Origin of the sequence: Fischerella major NIES-592 (assembly GCF_001904645.1) — a bacterium.
Lineage (GTDB): Bacteria > Cyanobacteriota > Cyanobacteriia > Cyanobacteriales > Nostocaceae > Fischerella > Fischerella thermalis.
In genome coordinates this window covers 420,172-439,337 of sequence record NZ_MRCA01000001.1, presented here as the reverse complement: position 1 = coordinate 439,337, position 19,166 = coordinate 420,172, and the positions used below count along the sequence as shown (strand labels likewise).

Here is a 19,166-nt window from a genome sequence, read left to right as displayed (position 1 = left end):
TTGCTCTTTACATGCATATTTGCCACTTTCTACTTAACGCATTTTCACAGCCGTGCCTGTAGCTGTGATTAATAGTAATACTCCCGACTGGTCAACATTGATTGTACCTGTATCAATTTCGATGCCAATTACTGCATCTGCACCTAAGCGCAAGGCTCGTTGTTCTAACTCTGCTAGTGCTTTCCTTTGACCTTCTTCAAATAAGCGCTCGTAGCTACCAGTACGTCCCCCAATGATATCCCGTAGACCAGCAAAAAAGTCTCGCAGAAAATTACTACCATAGACAATTTCTGCTGTCACAATACCCAAATATGACTGGATAACAGCTCCTTGGATCACATCAGTAGTAGTTAAAATCATAAGTCTACCTCACAAAGATCAATATGTATTAGTATCTGAATTTGATTAATGAACTTTCTTGCGTAAGCAGGTAATGTACCTAGCTTCACAATAATCAAATATAAATCCAATTTTATGTATTCGTATCTTTATTAGATTGATTGCAAAAGTCAGAACAATTTAAATAAGGGCGTTGCATAAAATCGGGATGGATTCTTGAACCGTGTTAGACGCGAATTGCGCGTAGACGCGTAGCGGCTTCCGTAGGTAGAAGTTAGATTTTTTCGTTTACAACAATTCAAAAACATCCTACTTTCTCTGCAACACGTAAAAAAGAAGGGCTAAAAGAAGAAGATTTTTGTTCACCCTTTAAATCTTTATTTTTTTGCCAGAAAACCACATTATCTGCTTTGTGGGTTTAGCTCGTCATGGGTCAATAGTTAGAATTTTGAGTTGAAATTGAAAATTTTGTATTATTTATAACCAGTAATTAAGGTATTACTATGATTACCTATCTCTAACTGGTAATTTTTTTAATTATCAAAGCAGATGCTGGAAATGAGTTATAAACCAGAAGGCAAAAAACGAGAGAGCTTTTAAATATTTGGTAAAAAAGATGCATATGGAGTTTGCAAAATAGAATATTTTTGTTTTAATGGACAAGCAATCAGAGAAAATCTGTTCAATTGGCACAAACTTTCAGGTTGTTGGCTGTGTACAAAGGAACTTCATTGTTAATTAGTGTTCTGTTAATAGGAAGCATTGTGACAACAATGGCTTCAGTGACTCAGGCTCAGGTATTAGTAGTACAGCGTCAAAGTACTCAAGAAGTTAAAGAACTATTGGAACAAGGACGTAGATTAGTAGAGACAGGTGATTATGGTGGTGCGATCGCTGTCTACCAACAAGCAGCAAACCTAGAGCCAAAAAATGCTTCAATCTATTCTGGCATTGGTTATTTGTATGCTTTACAAGGAAATTTTTCCGCAGCTTTAACTGCTTACCGTCGGGCTGTGGCTCTTAACCCTAATAACAGTGATTATCAATATGCTTTGGGTTATGTCAGTGGTAATTTAGGTAATAACAATGGAGCAAAAGAAGCTTATCGCAAAGCGATACAGTTAAACCGTGGGAACATCAATGCCTATATAGGTTTAGGTACTATTCTAGTGCGGTTAGGAGAATACACTAGTGCTCAATGGGCCTATGAGGAAGCTGTGCAACTTGCTCCCCGAAATCCCCAAGTTTATGAGTTACGGGGAACAATCTTAAAAAAACAAGGTAAATCCAAAGAAGCGATCGCTGTTTTGAAAAAAGCCCGTGATTTATATGAACAACAGGGTAAGTTTGACAGTGTGACGAGAATGGAAGCTACCTTACGGGAATTAGGGGTGTGAAATTAATCTAACTGACGTCCAGTTAGTTCTACAAAAATATCTTCCAAGTTAGAGGGACGTACCATTATCCCTGTCTTGTCTTGTAGATTTTCTAAATAATTGTTTGCTTCACTCAAGGTGGGGAAAAAGAGATATTCCCAACGATCTCCTACTTGTTTGATTACCAAGCCTTCACCATGAGTGGAGCGCAATTGTTGTAAAGTTCCTAAAGAGATTAACTTACCATTATCCATAATGCCGATGCGATCGCATAAATATTCCACCTCTTCCATATAATGGGTTGTTAGCAGCATAGTCATACCCTGCTTATTTAAATCTTTGATAATTTCCCAAAGACGACGCCTGGTTTGGGGATCTAGTCCTACTGTTGGTTCATCTAAAAATAGAATTTGGGGTTGATGTAACAAAGCCCTAGCAATTTGTAATCGCCGCTTCATCCCTCCAGACAAAGTTTTTACTAGATCATTACGTTTTGTGGTAAGTTCCACGTAATCCAGCCATTGGTTAATCAGACGTTGGCGCTGTGGATTAGGAATGTGATGTAGCCTACCATGTAGTTCCATGTTTTCCCAGACAGTTAAATCACCATCTACACTGATTTGCTGTAACACTACACCTATACATTGCTTTACCTGCATTCTTTGGCGTATGACATCATAGCCACACACCTCAACGTTTCCTTGTGTAGGTTTGGTGAGGGTGGTCAACATCCGAATGGTGGTGGATTTACCAGCACCATTTGGGCCAAGTAACCCAAACATTTCTCCAGCAGCAATGTCAAAAGAAAGATTATCGACTACGAGGACTTGATTGTAAATTTTGTAGACGTTTTCGAGAGAAACGGCAACGGTCATGGCTAACTTGGGGTGTTGCTGAGAGCGCGTAAAGTTTTATTAACACTATTCATCATTGTAGGGTCAGCAATGCCCACCTTACAAAATCTGGTCTAAGTATTTTCTCTATTGCTCATTACCTTTTGCTGTTTCCGCCTTAGTCTTGCTAGTGATCGCTCTTCATTTGCTGAGGTTGGCGAGTTTCTCAATTGGCTTGAAGAAGGCAGAACTTCCTGGGATCTGAGCTTCACAGAGGCAGATAGATGGCAGAAGGCTTTCTTCGGATGGAGATTCAAACCCCACCCTACCCTGACACGCAAGATTGGAAATGTGGTAAATTCCATCCCATCTGCCCTCTTTTTGTGCCTTTCCCTTTGCTTATTTCATTCTGGGATGAGTATTTTGCCCGTTCCAAAGTGTCAAGGAAGGTGTAGATACACTTCTCGTCTGATAAGTATTTTTAACAGCCAGCCAATTACTAGCTATGGGCATTCGCCATCCAGTACCAAAAGCGCGATCTGTAATTTTTAATCCCGGCGGTGCTTGTCGCCGCTTGAATTCTGCCCTAGCTACCATTTTCATGACTTTTTCAACAACGGCTGGATCGTGTCCAGCACTGACAATCTGGGCGGGTGATTGGTGATCTTGAATCAGGCGTTGCAAAATGTCGTCGAGAATATCGTAGGGGGGTAGAGAATCCTGGTCAACCTGACCCGGTTTAAGTTCGGCGCTGGGCGCTTTGGTAAGGACGTTGTGGGGAATAATTTCGCCGTTGCGGTTTAACCAGCGACATAGTGCATAAACGCGGGTTTTGGGAACATCAGCTATGACTGCTAAACCGCCATTCATATCACCGTAGAGAGTACAGTAGCCGACAGCCATTTCTGATTTATTGCCCGTTGAGAGGAGAAGATGACCAAATTTATTGGATATAGCCATCAATAAGTTACCCCGAATTCGGGATTGAATATTTTCTTCTGCTAGTCCAAATTCAGTCTCGGCAAACAAATCTGCAAAGATTTTGTCATATGCTTGCATTAAATCCCCGATGGGCAAGATATGAGTTTTGATACCAAGATTTGCTGCCAATGCCAAGGCATCAGTGATGGAATGGTCAGAACTGTGGGGAGAAGGCATGAGAACACCGAGGACATTTTCTTTACCAAGGGCAGATGTGGCGATCGCAGCCACAAGAGAAGAATCAATCCCACCACTCAAACCCAAAACTACTTGACTAAAGCCACATTTACGCGTATAGTCCTTTAGTCCTAAAACTAATGCTTGCCAGATTTCTTCTTCTTCGCAGTCATAGTTAGGTGCAATAAAGCCCAACTTGAAATCCCGTGCTTCTTGATCAAATTCAATGATTAATAAATCAGTGACAAACCCACTGGCCCGACAAATAACTTCACCCTGGCGGTTTAAAGCAAAACTTCTGCCATCAAAAATTAAATCATCGTTGCCGCCCACTTGATTAGCATAAATAATCGGTTGGCGAAAACGTACTGCACTGTGACTTAGCATTGCTTCCCGGAACCGTTGCTTGCTGAGGGTATAAGGTGAAGCGGACAAATTCACAATTAAATCCACACCCAAAATTGCTAAGTCAGCAATTGGGTTAACAGTGTAACTACGTTTGCCCCAAAATTCTTCATCGTTCCACAAATCTTCGCAAACAGTGACGCCAATATTAATGTCATCCAAGGTGAAATAATTAGCTTGCAAACCTGGTTCAAAATAGCGGTGTTCGTCAAAGACATCATAGGTAGGTAAAAGCCGTTTGTGAAAAATTTGTTTTACTTTACCCGCTTCTAACCAAGCGATGCTATTGAATAAAGTTTTGCCGCCAGTGGTTTTGGCTTGAAAATTTTTGTCTACAGTTCCGACTAATACTGCTAACTTAGGTGGCAAGTCTCTAGCTAATTGTTGCAAAGTAATACCCATTGCTTCAATAAAACTAGGATTTAATAATAAATCCCGGGGAGGATAGCCACATAAGGACAATTCTGGTGTCAGCAATAAACGCGCACCTTTTGCTACTGCTTGTTGTGCAGCTTCAAGGATTTTTTGAGCATTTTTTGGTAAATCACCAATGATAGGATTAAGTTGAGCGATCGCGATTTTCATGATAGTCAATAGTCATTTGTCATTAATTATTAGTAGAGACGCGATGTTCCTCGCGTCTGTTTAGAAGTCAACAATCCTTCTGCAATTAAATAAACACTAAAGGCTTATCTTTAAAAGGGGCAAATGCTTCTGCATCAAATCGATATAAACTAGCTGGACGTCCTGCACCCCGTGATACTTTAATACCCGTATCGTATAAAAAACCTAACTTGAGTAGACGCGCCCGAAAATTAGAATAATCAGAAAAATTTTCTCCTAAAACAGTAGTGTACAACTGATATAAATCATTCAAAGTAAACGTTTCTGGCAAAACTTCAAAAGCTACCGGGCTATACTCTAATTTGTTTTTTAAACGTCTGTGTCCGTATGCCAAAATTTCATTATGGTCGAAGGCTAGCTGTGGCACTCGTTTGACTGGATACCAAGCTATACCAGCAACTTTGTCAGCAATTAATTCGGCTTCTTCAAATCGCACTAAGGCAAAGTAACTGACACTGAGATAACGCACCCCATAACTATCGCTTGCTTCTCTTGGGTCGCGACTGGGGCCGCCAAAAGTATACAATTGCTCTAAATAAAGATTTTTGACCTTGATTTTCTCAGCCAGAATGCGGTAAGCGGCGTCTTCTAACGATTCACCTCGACGTACTAAAGTACCCGGAAGACCCCAATAATTTAAAAAGGGTTCTTGTTGTCGCATTACTAATAGTACTAGCAGTCGGTTTTGGGCAGTATCTACTGAAAAAATTACATTGTCAACACCGACTTTGAAATCAGCCAAAGGTTGTTGGTTTAGCGTATCTGCAAGCTTTTTTTGGATGCGTCCTGGCATTTGTACAAATGCTGTTGATGAATATAGTCAATTACAGGGGGCGTGAGAGCTTCTGGGTCTCCACTGTTACGATAAGCTGTAGAGGATACATCTGGAGCATGTAACTGGGCGATCGCTATTTTTGCTCCTAGATTTTCCACTGTTTGCAAAGTAGATTGATCTATTACATATCCCGGTCGTGGGACAACCAAAAGTTGGACTTGATGTAGTAAATCTTCTATCCGATACCAGTGTGGTAGTTGAGGGAGTAAATCTGAACCTATAACTAAAGTAAACTCTGTTTCTGTTCCCCAACGTTGCTTGGCTTTATCCAGAGTTTCCATGGTTCTGAAACTACTGAGTTCTTGTTCCAAACTGATATTATGCTGTGGCGCATGTATCTCATCTATGAGTAGATGTAACATTGCTACCCTATGCTGCAAAGGTGTTTGATGGGATTTAAAGGGATTATCTGCTGCCCAAATAACTACACGATCATAATTTTGTGACAACCATTTGATAATCGCTTGATGTCCAGCAGTTGGTGGATCGGCACTAGTTCCAAATAAGGCAATTTTCATTTTTTGGTAATTTGTAATTGGTAATTGGTAATTGGTTACTAACTACTAACTAATGCTGGTTTTTTCTTGGTTTCCTCAGTTAATTTATGTAATTTATCAGAGATTGCCATTGCCACTGGTATAGGATTTTCTAAATCTCGAGTTTGTTGGGGTAAACTTGCTACGGAAGCGGTGGTACGCTGACGAATGGTTGCTAATGTTTCTGGTGGTTGTATCTGTTTACCTTTGTGCATAAATAGTTGCAATAAAGGTAATCCTTCCAAATGATTTTCATCTGCTAATCCCAAACAATCTGTTTTCAATTTTCCTTCTACAAAGGAACGGAAAACTTGTTTGCGTCCCGGATAAGTCATCTTACCACTCGATTCTTTCATTACCGGAATGCCATCAATTTCTACTAATTTATAGACTCCATTTACAGGTTTTCCTGTTACTAGTTGGGTTCCTACACCATAACTATCAATCTCAGCACCTGCATTTTTTAAGGAAAGAATTTCTTGCTCATCTAAGTCTCCACTAGCAACTATTGATACATCTGGTAGAAGCGATCGCACTTTTTTTGATAATGTGACCAAATCACCGGAGTCTAACCTCACCCCTCTCAATTTCATTTTTCCAGAGTTGACTTTAAGAGCTAATCGCTCGGCAGCAGCAATGGTATCGTAAGTATCAATTAACAAGGTTGCATTTGGGAAATACTGTTGAAATGCAGCAAAAGCTTGATCTTCGCTACCTTCAGTTGCTGTTAGTGCCATCACCAAAGCGTGTGCCATTGTACCACTTGGTTTCTCACCTAGTTGTAGCGCTGCTAAGACGTTTGATGTGGCATCAAATCCAGCCGCTAACGCTGCCCGTGCTGCCCACAGCGAAGCTTGGGGACTAAATGCCCTTCTAGTACCAAATTCCAGCAGATTTGCTTTTTCACCGGCTACATCACGCATTCTGGCAGCGCGTGTTGCAATCAATGTCTGGTAATTGAGGGTATTAAGTAAATAAGTTTCTACCAGTTGCGCTTGCCACAATGGTGCTTCTACCCGCAACAGTGGTTGATTAGCAAACACTGCTGTTCCTTCTGGTACAGCCCATACATCCCCGCTAAAATTTCCTGATTCTAGCAGTGACCAAAAGTGTTTTGGTACATGAGCAAAAATTCCTGTGGATTGCAAAGCTTCTATATGGGCAGGAGTAAAGCGAAATTTTTCTAAATATTCCAGCCCTTGGGCTAGCCCCATTGCAATCAAATAGCCAAAACCTTCTGGTAATTTTCTGACAAATAACTCAAAGCAAGCTCTTTTTTGTTCTATGCCTTCACCAGTGTAACAAGCTGCCATCGTCAACTGGTAAAGGTCTGTTAATAGGCTGTAATCTTCTGCACGCGGAATTAATTCCTGGTTCAATATTTCTGGGTGATACGTCATGCGATCGCCTCCCTCCAAGGATGCTTATTTATTTTATGGTAATTTTCACTATAAATATTGTCAATGTCTAGAAATGTAACGTTTGCAAAAGCCTATTTATAGTACTTTTACAAGAATAATTATATATTTTTTTGTAAAAAATTAAACTATTTTAATGGTTATAATCAATAATAATACCCAATTGAAAAATGATTGCGACAGATGGAAACCTGAAAGGCTTATCCAATAAATATTTCATCATCTAAAATCCAATTTAGGGTATAAGCTAGATGCTAAAAGCCTGTTATTTACAGTCAGACTTAAACTAGACAGTATCACTATTCCTGAAGCTAAACCTCTGCAAACATTTATCAAGTAAAATTGCCATAAATATCAATATGTTGAAGATAAAAGCAAATCAAAAATCCTGGAAGTAGAGTATAGATATTCCTATAAAACTAATAAAAAAGAGGGAGTCTAATTATGAGGGCTATCTCGAATCTCATCGCTAGTGTGACTCGCTATATTACAGAAGCTGCGGTACGGATATTTGGCCCTAATGACGATGCTTATCCCAATATTGGTGTCCAACCCTACACAGGAGATGTTTATTCTGAATAAGCAAAAATTAATCAGTGATTAATAAAAAATTTCAGATGAGTCATTCAATTCAAAATCGGTGGATATAGATTGTTATTCATCGATTTTTTATATCTTATTCCTAAAGATAAATAACCCGCTTGTAAACAAACCCATACAAGCGGGATAAATTTTTATCAAGTTACAAAAATTCTGTTAAAAAGCAACAACATCCCGATTCTTGAGTTTTATCTTAACAGTGTCAGAAACCTCAGGCTGTTCTGATGGATGTTTTAGCATCCCCCTGGTAACTGTAAAGCAGGGGAAACGGCAAAAACCCTGCACCACAAACTGACTTAGGGGAAAGGAAAAGAGATTGACAAAAGTCTTTAAACCTTTCCCATTGCATCTCCCCACACCGCAAAAATTTAGTAAATTAATCGGTTGTGTTGACTATTTGTTCTTATTTTAATCTACGCGATCGCTCGCTACCCTGACGCCGTTCTCCTTTGGGAAGCAATAAACAGGACAAACAGCACAACTCCTGCGTCGATCATGCAACATATATTCTAGGGAAATTTTTTATATATGCTGCATATTTTTATTGTGAAATAAAACCTCGTAGTTGTAGTCTAAAGTATAAGTTTTTTCTAAAAACTTTTTATTTTGCAACCAAACGCCGCTCGTATTGTTGTTGATTAAATAACTTTTGTTCTGGCGTTAAAAGATCGTAATCTTCAATTGGTTGGCGCATATCCCATTGCCACTCTGCCAATACTAGTAAACTAATTGCCATGACAATTCCAGTAGCGCAAAATTGCCAACCACCACAAAATGGTAAAATAACAATACTGGTGAAGTGAATTATAGCCATCAGTAAAAAAGTACGCGATCGCACACTCCAAGCTGTCAATAAGTAGCCGAGAGCGCTTATTGTTAACCACAAAGGACACAAGTTTGTCAAAACTGTACTCCAGCCATAGAAAATTCCCAAATCAGTCAGCGTAACACCTGCAATCATTAAGATTATCCAACCATATAACAGCCAACGCAACTTTTCTACACTTACCCAAAACCATGTCAAAATTATCATGCTCACACTACCGATGAGAGTGAGAACTGACCACCAAATAGCTTGTATATACCAGCTAACAGGTAAAAATTGTGCTGTGACAAAAATACCAGCACAAATCAAACTCCAGAGGATAAATACTTGATCGATTCGGGTATAAAAACCTGACCAAAGATTAAACTTACCTAATTTCCAATTTAGACGTAATAAACCTTGTAAATCTTGAATATCTAAATCTTCTTGTTTTTCACGCAGTAGTGGTTGAGATAAAGGCAAAAAAGTCATCCGAAATTTTCGCTGTCATAGTTTAGTAGTTATTACTCAGTTTATATGTATTTTTGTAAAGTTTTCACAAATAGCGAAATTATTTTGAGATGTCAGTTCACCAAGAACAATTTTCACAACAACATTTAGTGATAATCATTTCCTGGACCAAAAGCTCGGTCTTGAGAACAGGACGGAATCTCAAACAAGCCATTATTTGGCAGTAAGCAAGAACTGCGTGAACCACCAAGCATAAACAATAAACCTTCCAACCTGATAGGTGAGGAGTAAATCAAGGATTGAGAAAGGTTTAGTAAAAAACAAACTATTAGGAGTGTAAAATAATGTTTTGGAAATTTGTAGTCAGTACTTTAGTATTGCCTATTAGCTTGGGATTAGAAGTTGCCGCAGCACACACCTTGTCCTCTACCCAAGTACCCATCATTTCACAGCAAGAAATCGAGTCAACAGAACCAGAACAAACGAGACACAACCAAGATTACAAAATTAGCCAACGACACAGACACTATCGCTACAGAAGAACGCGCCACTACAGACAAAATCTTCATCATAGACGCCGCTATAATAATAATAGGCATCGTTACTACAGACGGTATCACTATAGACCTCATTATCAAAGAGTTTATAACTATCATCCGAGAGTACGCTACCGCAGAATCTATCGTCACGGCGTCAATTTTCCGCAACAAAACTATTACTACCGTAGATACTACTATCATAGGTAATTGGTAATGGGCAATTGATAATTGCTTACCAGACAGCAATCAACCACTTATAAACTTAGTTAACACAAAAGCCAGGGCAGCACTACCTAATGGAACTGTCAAATTGTCAATACCGACAAAAGAAATAGTTTCTAACCCAGTAGCTGCTAAAGCCACTACCACAGATATAGCCCAAACTTGCCAAGAGTTGCCTTGTACACTCATCAAAATCAAACTGCAAATCAGAAAACTGACAATAGCCATTGTCAAAGAACCTTCCCAGCTTTTTTGTCCTCCGAAAAGGTAATATTTATGTTTACCAAATCGCTGTCCTACCAGGGCAGCTAGTCCATCACCCCAAGACATAATTAAAATTCCTAATGCTGCATAATGGGGTTGTTGCAGATACCAAAACCAAGCTACCAAAACACCAATACTCATAGAATAAAAGAAAGTCCCAAAGCTCAGCCTTCCCACGCTATTAATACCAGGGAGAATAGGAAAACTATAGGACAATAAAGTAACAGCACTCGCTAAAATTGAGGCTGTAATACCTGCGATCGCTGGAATGTGCAGCCACCAAGCTAGCAAAATTACATTACCAGTTCCTATATGTACTATCTTCCGCACAATTTCTGAGTCTGCTTGAGCAAAACGACTAACCCCCCATGCAGTTAACATCACGAGGGATAACCAAGCTGCAACGCTAGCGAGTTGCAGTCCTAAAAGAGGAATTGACTCTAAACCAGAAAACAAACTTAACAACAGCAAAGATTTAAATAAAAAATTTTGACCTTTGTTACCAATTTATTAGAAAAATGTGATTCTGATGAAACTATTATTAATCTGGCTGATTCGGTTCTACCGAATGTTTATTTCACCGTTATTTCTTCCTACCTGTCGCTTTCAGCCTACCTGTTCTATGTATTCCATCCAAGCCATAGAAAGATTTGGAGCATTACGCGGTTCTTGGTTAGCAGTTCGACGCATTCTACGTTGTCATCCATTTCATCCAGGTGGTTATGATCCTGTACCAGAGGTGGAAGAGTAGGAGGTGGGGAGGTGAGGAGAAAACAATTCAAAATTGACGCATTAGGAAGAGAGTAGGGGGTGTGAGGGGTGTGGGGAGTGTGAGGAGTAGTAACCTACTAACCACTAACCACTAACTATGAACCCTTGACAATTTGCCAATTACCAAATGTATTAATTTTTTTGTCGATAACTATACAATATTCCTGATATTTGGTATTACACATTAACACCCTCACTTAGGAGTCGCCTGTGAGTATCTCAAAGTAACTCACAGGATTTCTCATATAGGAATTCAGTTTGATTTATGAACTTAATGATGAAGAGGGGAAGTGGGAAATCATTAAGTTTGCCGAGTTTTTTCAAAATCATAGAATGTCAGTCCTGCATATAGTCTTTTAGTATTAAGGAAAAGATCTAATTTTAGTTTTTACAAAAAATATTATTAGATATAACATTTCTAAATTATTCGTGAGAGACAAGCTCCCCGACTTTTCTTAAAAGTTGGGGATCTGGGTTTTGCAATTTTCACAAATTAGATAGGAAAGTTCAGTCAGGACTACAGAAAATGCGATCGCTTATGGTTAAAGTCAGTTTTTAGCCAGTACTATAGGGGGGAAAACCATAAAGTTTCACCTACTAGGGTGATTCATTTGGGTGAAGACGAATAGCAAGTATCAATTCCAAAAGAAGTGTATGTAGTCATGTTTACTTCTACTGCAAATATACTTCTGTTGGAACATGAAAATATACCTATTGAATGATGCTAAATATAATATCTGTTGCTAACTTTTCTTAACAAAAGTATAAATATAGCAATAGCTATTAACTGCCAAATTTTTCATCATCAATCAAAAATTGAAAGGCAAAAATAGTTCTCTACAGTATTAGTAATGTTAAAGTGGCAAGAAATTCATGTCAAATTTTCAGCGGGTCTCAATGCTGAAGAAGCTACAGAAAAAACAAATATCTATCATTGTGGGTGCAGGAATATGTGCCTTCCTGGCTGGGGCAATGGTTTCAGCCCCTCAGATGGGAAAATATCTGGGGCAATGGCTCAAACAATTTAACAATCAGCCAGAACAACTGACAGAAGCCAACAAAGCGGAATCAGCTGTTTTCTCTTTGGTAATGCAATCTCCTGCCCAAAGAGCAGCAAAACTGGAAGAATTAGCCAAAGGGTTTCCATCACAAGATCAAAACCGCGCTCGTTATTTGCTGGCGAGTGATTTGATTGAACGCAAGGAAGCCAAAGAGGCGTTAAATTTGCTGGAAGGGCTGGAGAAGGATTATCCGCGACTGGCGCCCTACATTTTGCTGAAAAAAGCCCAAGCATATGACATCTTGGGAGAACCGGGCAAAGCCTCCGATAATAGGCAGACAGTGGTCAAAAACTACCCGGAACATCCAGCCAGTGTTAAAGCCCTCTATCTAATAGCACTACCTGAGTATCACCAAAAAGCGATCGCCTCTTTTCCTTCCCATCCCCTGACGTGGGATATTATTCGTAAGCGCTTGGTAGAAAATCCTAATCAGCCACAATTACAATTAATTTTGGCAAAACATGCCTATGACCAACCAGGAATCATTCCCGTCTTAGATGCTTTAAGTAAAAATACTAGTTTAAAGCCACAAGAGTGGGAAATTGTTGCTAATGCCTACTGGGAAAATAATCAATTTGCTAAAGCAGCAAATGCCTACGCGAAATCAAACAAGACGCCTCGTAACCTCTATCGCGTCGCCCGGGGATTGCAGATAGATGGTAAACGAGAGCAAGCGATCGCCACTTATAAACAACTACTTAGTACTTTCCCAGAAGCCCAGGAAACAGGTACTGCCTTACTGAGGTTGGCAGAAATGAGCAAACCACGTCAAAATGCTCTGCCTTATCTTGACCAAGTCATCAGTAAATTTCCTGATCTTGCAGGAGAAGCACTGTTAGCCAAAGTCAAAGTTTTGCAAGCTCAAAATAACACCAACGGAGCAAATGCAGCACTGCAATTACTGATTAGCAAGTATGGGAATACTGAGGAAGCAGCAGAATACCGTTGGAAAATGGCATTAGAAAAAGCTAAAGCCAAAGATTACCAAGCTGCATGGCAATGGGCAGAACCCATTCCTACCACTAACCCTAACAGCATTTTGGCTCCGAGAGCAGGTTTTTGGGTCGGGAAATGGGCAACAAATTTAGGGAAAATGCAGGAAGCCAAACAGGCTTACGAATACGTACTTAGTAACTTTCCCCAATCTTACTATGCATGGCGCTCAGCAGTAACTTTGGGGCTGAATGTCGGCAACTTCAACAACGTCCGTCAGTTGACACCAGAAATAGTTCCCCTTGTGCGTCCTGTACCTACAGCCGGTTCTGAAACCTTCAAAGAATTGTATCTGCTTGGTCAAGACCGTGATGCTTGGTTGCAGTGGCAAGCGGAATTTCACAACAAAGCCCAACCTACGGTAGCAGAACAATTTACTGAGGGTTTGATGCTGCTTACCCAAGGGGAAAATTTACTGGGAATTGACAAAATCTCTAAATTGGAAGACAGAGAAAAACCAGAAGAAAAAGCTGAGTATGAAGCTTTAAGCAAACAGATTATCTACTGGCAAGCTCGTTATCCCTTTCCTTATCTTAAAGAAATAGAATATTGGTCAGGGCAACGTCAGCTAAATCCTTTACTGGTAACAGCATTGATTCGTCAAGAGTCACGGTTTCAGCCAAAAATTAAATCCGTTGCTAATGCAACTGGCTTAATGCAAGTATTACCAGATACAGCTAAATGGATTGCTCCCCAAATTAAAGAGGATAGTAAAAAAATTAACCTCGAAGACCCCAACGATAATATCATGCTGGGTACTTGGTATTTAGATCATACCCATCAGCAATATGGTAATAATTCGTTGTTGGCGATCGCTAGTTACAATGCTGGGCCTGGTAACGTTGCTAAGTGGTTGCAAACTATACCAACACAAGATCCAGATGAATTTGTAGAACTAATACCCTTTGACGAGACCAAAAATTATGTGCGTCAAGTCTTTGGCAATTACTGGAATTATTTACGACTTTATAATCCCGAAATTTCCCGATTAGTAAGGCAATACTCAGCCAAGCACCCACAATTGCCACAGCAGTGAGGGAAGAAATGGGAGACAAGGAGGACATGGGAGACAAAGAAGCAATCTTTCTGTCTTGTTTTCTTGGTATCACTCTACTAACTAGCCCTTTGGTGGTGCAATCCTAAACAATAAGTTTTCTTTGTGTCTTGGTGTCTTTGTGGTGAAAAAATAAATTTCATTTAACCACTAAGACACTAAGACACCAAGGTCGATAATATCAAGTTCGGCTAATTGCTTAACCTGAGTTCGGGTTACCTATTATCAATTAGGCGTTGCTGAATCTGGTCATGAATTATGTTTGTATACATTTTTGTAGAAACGTAGCAATGCTACGTCTCTACATATCCGTGAATTGTAAATTCATATCTTGATTCAGCAATGCCACCAATTAGCAGCCTAAGCGACAGTATAAGTATTCAAGCGAACATGATATAACTATTTGCTTTGAGATATTCTCTTCAGAACAATTCAAAATTAGGAGCTTTGAAAGACAGATTGGGATTGTAGTAAGGATCTGTACCCAATTTCTCAAAATAATCTTTCCACTTATGATTTAATTGATACCATTCACCCGGTTTTAAACCTTTTTGCCTACTAGCAGATTCATAATGAATCAGTTGAGCATAAGGCGTAACTACATTACGATATCCAGATTGATGCGCTTTTAAACATAAATCCACATCGTTGTAGTTGAGGGGAAAAGCTTCATCAAGCCCACCTAATAATTGAAAAACCTCTTGACGCATCATTAAACAAGCAGCAGTCACAGCGAGGTAGTTTCTATTCACAATATTTGAACAAAAATAACCAGATTGTTCATTATCAAACCCGTAGAAAGCATGACAGGGATTACCTTCAAGAATCATTACCCCTACATGCTGTAATCTGCCATCAGGAAATAAAAGTTTTGCTCCCACTGCACCGATTTCTTTTTGTTGTGCAAGTTCTAACATTGATTCGAGCCATTCAGGGGAAATTACTTCTGTATCATCATTCAACAACAGTAAAAATTCTCCCTTGGCTTTGGCTGCACCTCGATTAATTCGCATTGAGAAGTTAAAAGGTTCAGCACAACGCACTAATTTCACATCCATAGCAAGTATTTTCTCTAAAGTTGCATCTGGGATGTCATACCCATCGACGACAATAATTTCAAAGTTGCGATAGGTACTCATCTGTTGAACACTACGAATGCAATTTTCTAAAAGACACAAGGAACCAGAAGCAGTATTAACAGTTGTACCTGCACTGGGAATAATAATACTAACTAAAGGATTGCCGATAATATCGCGTCTAACTCTGTAAATCCCTGGATTCGGTGTTTCTTCGACATGTCCTGGATATATGCTACGCTCTAGCATTGATTCTAAAGCTTTTCTACCAGCAGTATATGCCCACGGCTTTGCTTGTGAGCCAGAAGCAGCAGAAGCAGGTATACTGCGCCAATGATAGAGAATTTTGGGGATATGAAAGATATTTTTTGTTTTTTCTATGAATCTTAATACCAAATCATAATCTTGTGAGCCATTATATTCACTACGAAAACCACCAATTTCACGCACAATACTAGTACGATAAACACCTAAATGGCAGGTATACATGCAAGAATAAAAATATTCTGGTGACCAGTCAGGCTTAAAGTAGGGAGAAAATCGTTTTCCTTTGTTATCTATTTTATCTTCATCACTATAAATAAAATCTGCTTCTGGATATCGGTTAATTAACTGAGCATTTTCAAATAAAGCGTTAATTGCTAATTCATCATCATGATCTAAAAGTGCAATGTAGTCTCCTGTAGCCAGTTCTAAAGCGGAATTACTAGCTGCTGAAATATGTCCATTTTCTGTACGGAATACAACTTTAATTCGTGAATCAAGTTGACTATAATGAGTTAATATATCATAAATATGAGATTCGGTAGAAGCATCATCAGCAATACAAAGCTCCCAATTACTATATATTTGATTGCGAACTGATTCAATGGCCTGTGTTAACCATTTTGCTTCTACATTATAAACAGGCATAATGATAGAAAATTTAGGTTGGATTTGCCATTGAGCTATTTGCTGACGAGCAGTTAGAATCTCTTGTTGACTAAGAGTATTTTTTTCTAACCATTGTTGATAAGATATTTTATTTTTGATGTGAGAGGCAGCGTTTTGATAAAAAAATTTTAAAACTCCTAGTATTCCCCTTCTTCTCCAGATACGTTGTATTTTTTGAAATTTATAACTCATAAATATTTGTGTTATACATTAATTAGTACTTCGCAAAGAATATATTTTTTTCAATTTCAACCACTGATTACGCAAATGCCAAAACTTACTCGTTTCCATATCTGCAACTAAGTTTTGCAATCTCTGAATTTCTACAGTTTGATATTGCAGTTCTGTATAAAGATTATCAATATTTGAGGAATACTGACGCCTCTGCATTACATGAGCTAATCTATTTTTGATCTTTTGTCCAATTACTTTTGGACTTAACACAGACTTAATATGCTCAGATGCTTTTTTACCAATTTGTTTAGCGTCTTCATAATTATTAAATACATACTGCATTAAATATGCAGCATGATCAATATTTGGTTCTGCCCAGATATTGCCTTTTTTGTAAGGGCCATAATCTTCTGCGATCGCCACTAAAGAGTATTTGACTAGAAAGCTATTATTGATATTCATAAAATCAAGATTGGCTGAATAAGCAGTTGCTATCACTGGTTTCCCATAATACATAGCCTCTGCCATTGTTAAGCCAAAACCTTCTGCACGATGTAAAGATATATAACAATCACAATGGTAAATTAGAGCATTAAGTTCTTCTTTAAGTAAATAATTATCAATTAATTTAATATTGCTAAAATCTTCAACTAAATTTAGGAGCTTTTGGGATTTTTCGCGAAAGTAATTGGCATTAGAAAATTTAAGTACTAGTAAAACATTTTCATTATCTTTACCAAAAGCTTGTTTGAATGCTTCAATAACTGCCGCAGGATTTTTACGTTCAAAAACACTACAAAAATCAAATATAAATAGAAAAATAAATTTATTGTCTGGTAAGCCTAATGATTGTTTAGTGATTGCAGGTTCAGGAAGCGAGATGCTATGCATAACCTTCAATACTGGGATAGGAGATACAGGTGCGATCGCATCAACACAATAAGCGCTAGGAGTCCATATTTCATCAAAAAGATTAAACGCCGACAACCATTCTTTAGGAAATTCTGGTAATTCCCATGCCCAAAAGCCAACGTTATACTTGTTCTTGAAATATTCAGGACTAGCGGAACTGATAAAAGTATTAATCATATCCACATTTACCTGAATAATATTTATGGGATAAGGATTTTTATCAGAAAAATCTGTGTAGGAAGAATCCATCTTCCTATGCATGGTGTTAAAAGTACAATTATTAATCACAAAAGGAATTCCAACCGCCTCAACAGCTCTAATAGTTCCTCTAACTCCTTCACCAAGTCCAAATTCACTGTTAACATAACCTGAAATATTTACACCAAAATCATGGCTAGTGCTATTGTTGGCAATTCCAGGTTTTAAGTCCATATTTTTCTCCTATTATCCACAGATACACACAGATAAATACATAGCATAGATGATAAAGCAGCAAACTGATACATTAAAACAGTAGCTGCAAGACAAAATTCAATTTATAAAACTATTACCTGTTACTTAATTCTTTCAAATCATGATCAACCATTAGCTGCACCATTTGTTCAAAGGAATACTGGGGCTTCCAACCTAATTCTGCTTTAATCTTGTAAATACAACCTACTAATTGTACTGGTTCATCTGGACGGTAGAATGCAGGATCAACAGATACATAATCTTCCCAGTTCAAATCTAAATAGTTAAAGGCGCATTCTACTAGTTCTCGCACCGAATGAGTTTCACCACTAGCAATAATGTAGTCATCTGCTCTACTTTGCTGTAACATTAACCACATTGCATGTACTGCATCTTTGGCGTAGCACCAGTCACGGCGTGCATCTAAATTACCAAGTTTTAACTCTTGGGCTAAACCCAGTTTAATCATAGCCGCAGTATGAGTAACCTTGCGAAATACAAACTCTGTACCGCGACGGGGAGATTCATGGGTATAGGTGATACCACAGCAACCAAAAAGATTGTACTTTTGACGATAGTTCACCGTCATCCAATGCGCATAAGCCTTAGCAACACCATAAGGATTGCGTGGACGAAAAGCAGTACGTTCGGTTTGGGGTGATTCATCCGGTTGTCCAAAAACTTCGCTACTGGAAGCTTGGTAAAATTTAGCATCAGGTTTACAGCGCCGAATCGCTTCTAGCAGGCGCGACACCCCCAAAGCAGTGTATTCGGCAGTCAGTGCTGGTTGTGTCCAAGACAAGGGAACATAACTTTGGGATGCAAGGTTATATATCTCATCTGGTTGACACTCAGTCACTACATCCATCAACGAAGACTGATCTAACAAGTCACCAGATACAATTTGGATCTGGTTAGACAAATGACTAATGCGTTCTAGGTTACTCGTGCTAGAACGGCGGACTAAGCCGAATACTTGGTAGCCTTTATCTAAAAGGAGTTCGGCGAGATAAGAACCATCTTGTCCAGTTAATCCGGTAATTAGGGCTTTTTTGGTCACGGCTGTAACTTATTTTATTTTTGCCAGACTACTAATATGACCCCGATTATAATAAAGCTCAAGCCTGGGAGACGCATTAGGGGTATTGTTTCCTTAACTAGCAATAAATAACCTCTACAGAAATTTTTAGAGGGCTTGCGTTTTTATCATTAAATCAAGCTAGTAGTCTTTTTCTAAAAGGAGTTCGGCGAGATAAGAACCATCTTTTCTAGTTAATCCAGCTATTAGGGCTATTTTGGTCACGGTCATAACTT

Annotated in this window: 16 protein-coding genes and 1 pseudogene; 5 read left to right on the top strand and 12 right to left on the bottom strand. The window is 38.8% G+C overall.

The features are described 5' to 3' along the window. Positions 1-33: 33 nt before the first annotated feature. Positions 34-360, bottom strand: coding sequence for a YbjQ family protein (locus NIES592_RS01875; protein ID WP_009458250.1), 327 nt, complete (start codon positions 358-360; stop codon positions 34-36). A gap of 752 nt (positions 361-1,112) precedes the next feature. On the opposite strand from NIES592_RS01875, the gene NIES592_RS01865 reads away from it, so the two are divergent. Further along, positions 1,113-1,736 (top strand): tetratricopeptide repeat protein, encoded by a 624-nt coding sequence (locus NIES592_RS01865; protein ID WP_062249149.1) that lies wholly within the window; start codon positions 1,113-1,115, stop codon positions 1,734-1,736. Positions 1,737-1,738: 2 nt separating this feature from the next. Here the strand turns inward: NIES592_RS01865 and NIES592_RS01860 are convergent, their stop codons facing one another. The 5 genes from NIES592_RS01860 to NIES592_RS01840 form a co-directional block, all read right to left on the bottom strand. Next, positions 1,739-2,590 carry an ABC transporter ATP-binding protein gene (locus tag NIES592_RS01860; RefSeq protein ID WP_062249151.1) on the bottom strand — a complete coding sequence of 284 codons (852 nt, stop codon included), beginning with the start codon at positions 2,588-2,590 and terminating at the stop codon, positions 1,739-1,741. Between the two features lie 357 nt (positions 2,591-2,947). Further along, positions 2,948-4,696: an NAD+ synthase gene (locus tag NIES592_RS01855; RefSeq protein WP_073554758.1), complete on the bottom strand. Its 1,749-nt coding sequence runs from the start codon at positions 4,694-4,696 to the stop codon at positions 2,948-2,950. Between the two features lie 85 nt (positions 4,697-4,781). Continuing rightward, positions 4,782-5,528, bottom strand: coding sequence for an NUDIX hydrolase (locus NIES592_RS01850; RefSeq protein ID WP_009458245.1), 747 nt, complete (start codon positions 5,526-5,528; stop codon positions 4,782-4,784). Then, complete coding sequence (locus NIES592_RS01845; RefSeq protein ID WP_073554757.1) at positions 5,489-6,088, bottom strand: nicotinate-nucleotide adenylyltransferase; 600 nt, start codon at positions 6,086-6,088, stop codon at positions 5,489-5,491. The genes NIES592_RS01850 and NIES592_RS01845 overlap by 40 nt, the downstream gene beginning before the upstream one ends. A 38-nt stretch (positions 6,089-6,126) precedes the next feature. Continuing rightward, positions 6,127-7,506 (bottom strand): nicotinate phosphoribosyltransferase, encoded by a 1,380-nt coding sequence (locus tag NIES592_RS01840; RefSeq protein ID WP_073554756.1) that lies wholly within the window; start codon positions 7,504-7,506, stop codon positions 6,127-6,129. Between the two features lie 462 nt (positions 7,507-7,968). On the opposite strand from NIES592_RS01840, the gene NIES592_RS24880 reads away from it, so the two are divergent. Further along, positions 7,969-8,106, top strand: a complete 138-nt coding sequence (locus NIES592_RS24880) for a hypothetical protein (RefSeq protein ID WP_009458242.1) — start codon at positions 7,969-7,971, stop codon at positions 8,104-8,106. 619 nt (positions 8,107-8,725) lie between these two features. On the opposite strand, the gene NIES592_RS01835 is transcribed toward NIES592_RS24880, so the two are convergent. Continuing rightward, entirely contained in the window at positions 8,726-9,421 is a 696-nt protein-coding gene (locus tag NIES592_RS01835; RefSeq protein WP_073554755.1) for a hypothetical protein, read from the bottom strand. Positions 9,422-9,744: 323 nt separating this feature from the next. Here NIES592_RS01835 and NIES592_RS01830 point away from each other — a divergent pair, with 323 nt between their 5' ends. After that, positions 9,745-10,146: a hypothetical protein gene (locus NIES592_RS01830; protein ID WP_143168324.1), complete on the top strand. Its 402-nt coding sequence runs from the start codon at positions 9,745-9,747 to the stop codon at positions 10,144-10,146. Between the two features lie 39 nt (positions 10,147-10,185). Here NIES592_RS01830 and NIES592_RS01825 read toward each other — a convergent pair whose 3' ends face one another. Continuing rightward, on the bottom strand, positions 10,186-10,896 hold the full coding sequence (locus tag NIES592_RS01825) for a diacylglycerol/polyprenol kinase family protein (RefSeq protein ID WP_084552198.1): 711 nt from the start codon (positions 10,894-10,896) through the stop codon (positions 10,186-10,188). Positions 10,897-10,954: 58 nt separating this feature from the next. Here NIES592_RS01825 and yidD point away from each other — a divergent pair, with 58 nt between their 5' ends. Continuing rightward, positions 10,955-11,176 carry a membrane protein insertion efficiency factor YidD gene (yidD, locus tag NIES592_RS01820; RefSeq protein ID WP_073554753.1) on the top strand — a complete coding sequence of 74 codons (222 nt, stop codon included), beginning with the start codon at positions 10,955-10,957 and terminating at the stop codon, positions 11,174-11,176. Positions 11,177-12,093: 917 nt separating this feature from the next. Next, positions 12,094-14,286, top strand: coding sequence for a lytic transglycosylase domain-containing protein (locus NIES592_RS01815; RefSeq protein WP_073554752.1), 2,193 nt, complete (start codon positions 12,094-12,096; stop codon positions 14,284-14,286). 440 nt (positions 14,287-14,726) lie between these two features. Here NIES592_RS01815 and NIES592_RS01810 read toward each other — a convergent pair whose 3' ends face one another. From NIES592_RS01810 to NIES592_RS26360, 4 genes and pseudogenes are all read right to left on the bottom strand, one after another. Continuing rightward, entirely contained in the window at positions 14,727-16,505 is a 1,779-nt protein-coding gene (locus tag NIES592_RS01810) for a glycosyltransferase family 2 protein (RefSeq protein WP_073554751.1), read from the bottom strand. An 18-nt stretch (positions 16,506-16,523) separates the two neighbouring features. After that, complete coding sequence (locus NIES592_RS01805) at positions 16,524-17,831, bottom strand: glycosyltransferase (protein ID WP_073554750.1); 1,308 nt, start codon at positions 17,829-17,831, stop codon at positions 16,524-16,526. Between the two features lie 115 nt (positions 17,832-17,946). Then, positions 17,947-18,912, bottom strand: a complete 966-nt coding sequence (locus NIES592_RS01800; protein WP_073554749.1) for a GDP-mannose 4,6-dehydratase — start codon at positions 18,910-18,912, stop codon at positions 17,947-17,949. Between the two features lie 162 nt (positions 18,913-19,074). Then, a pseudogene (locus tag NIES592_RS26360) lies at positions 19,075-19,155 on the bottom strand (GDP-mannose 4,6-dehydratase); the annotation flags it as partial. Positions 19,156-19,166 lie beyond the last annotated feature (11 nt).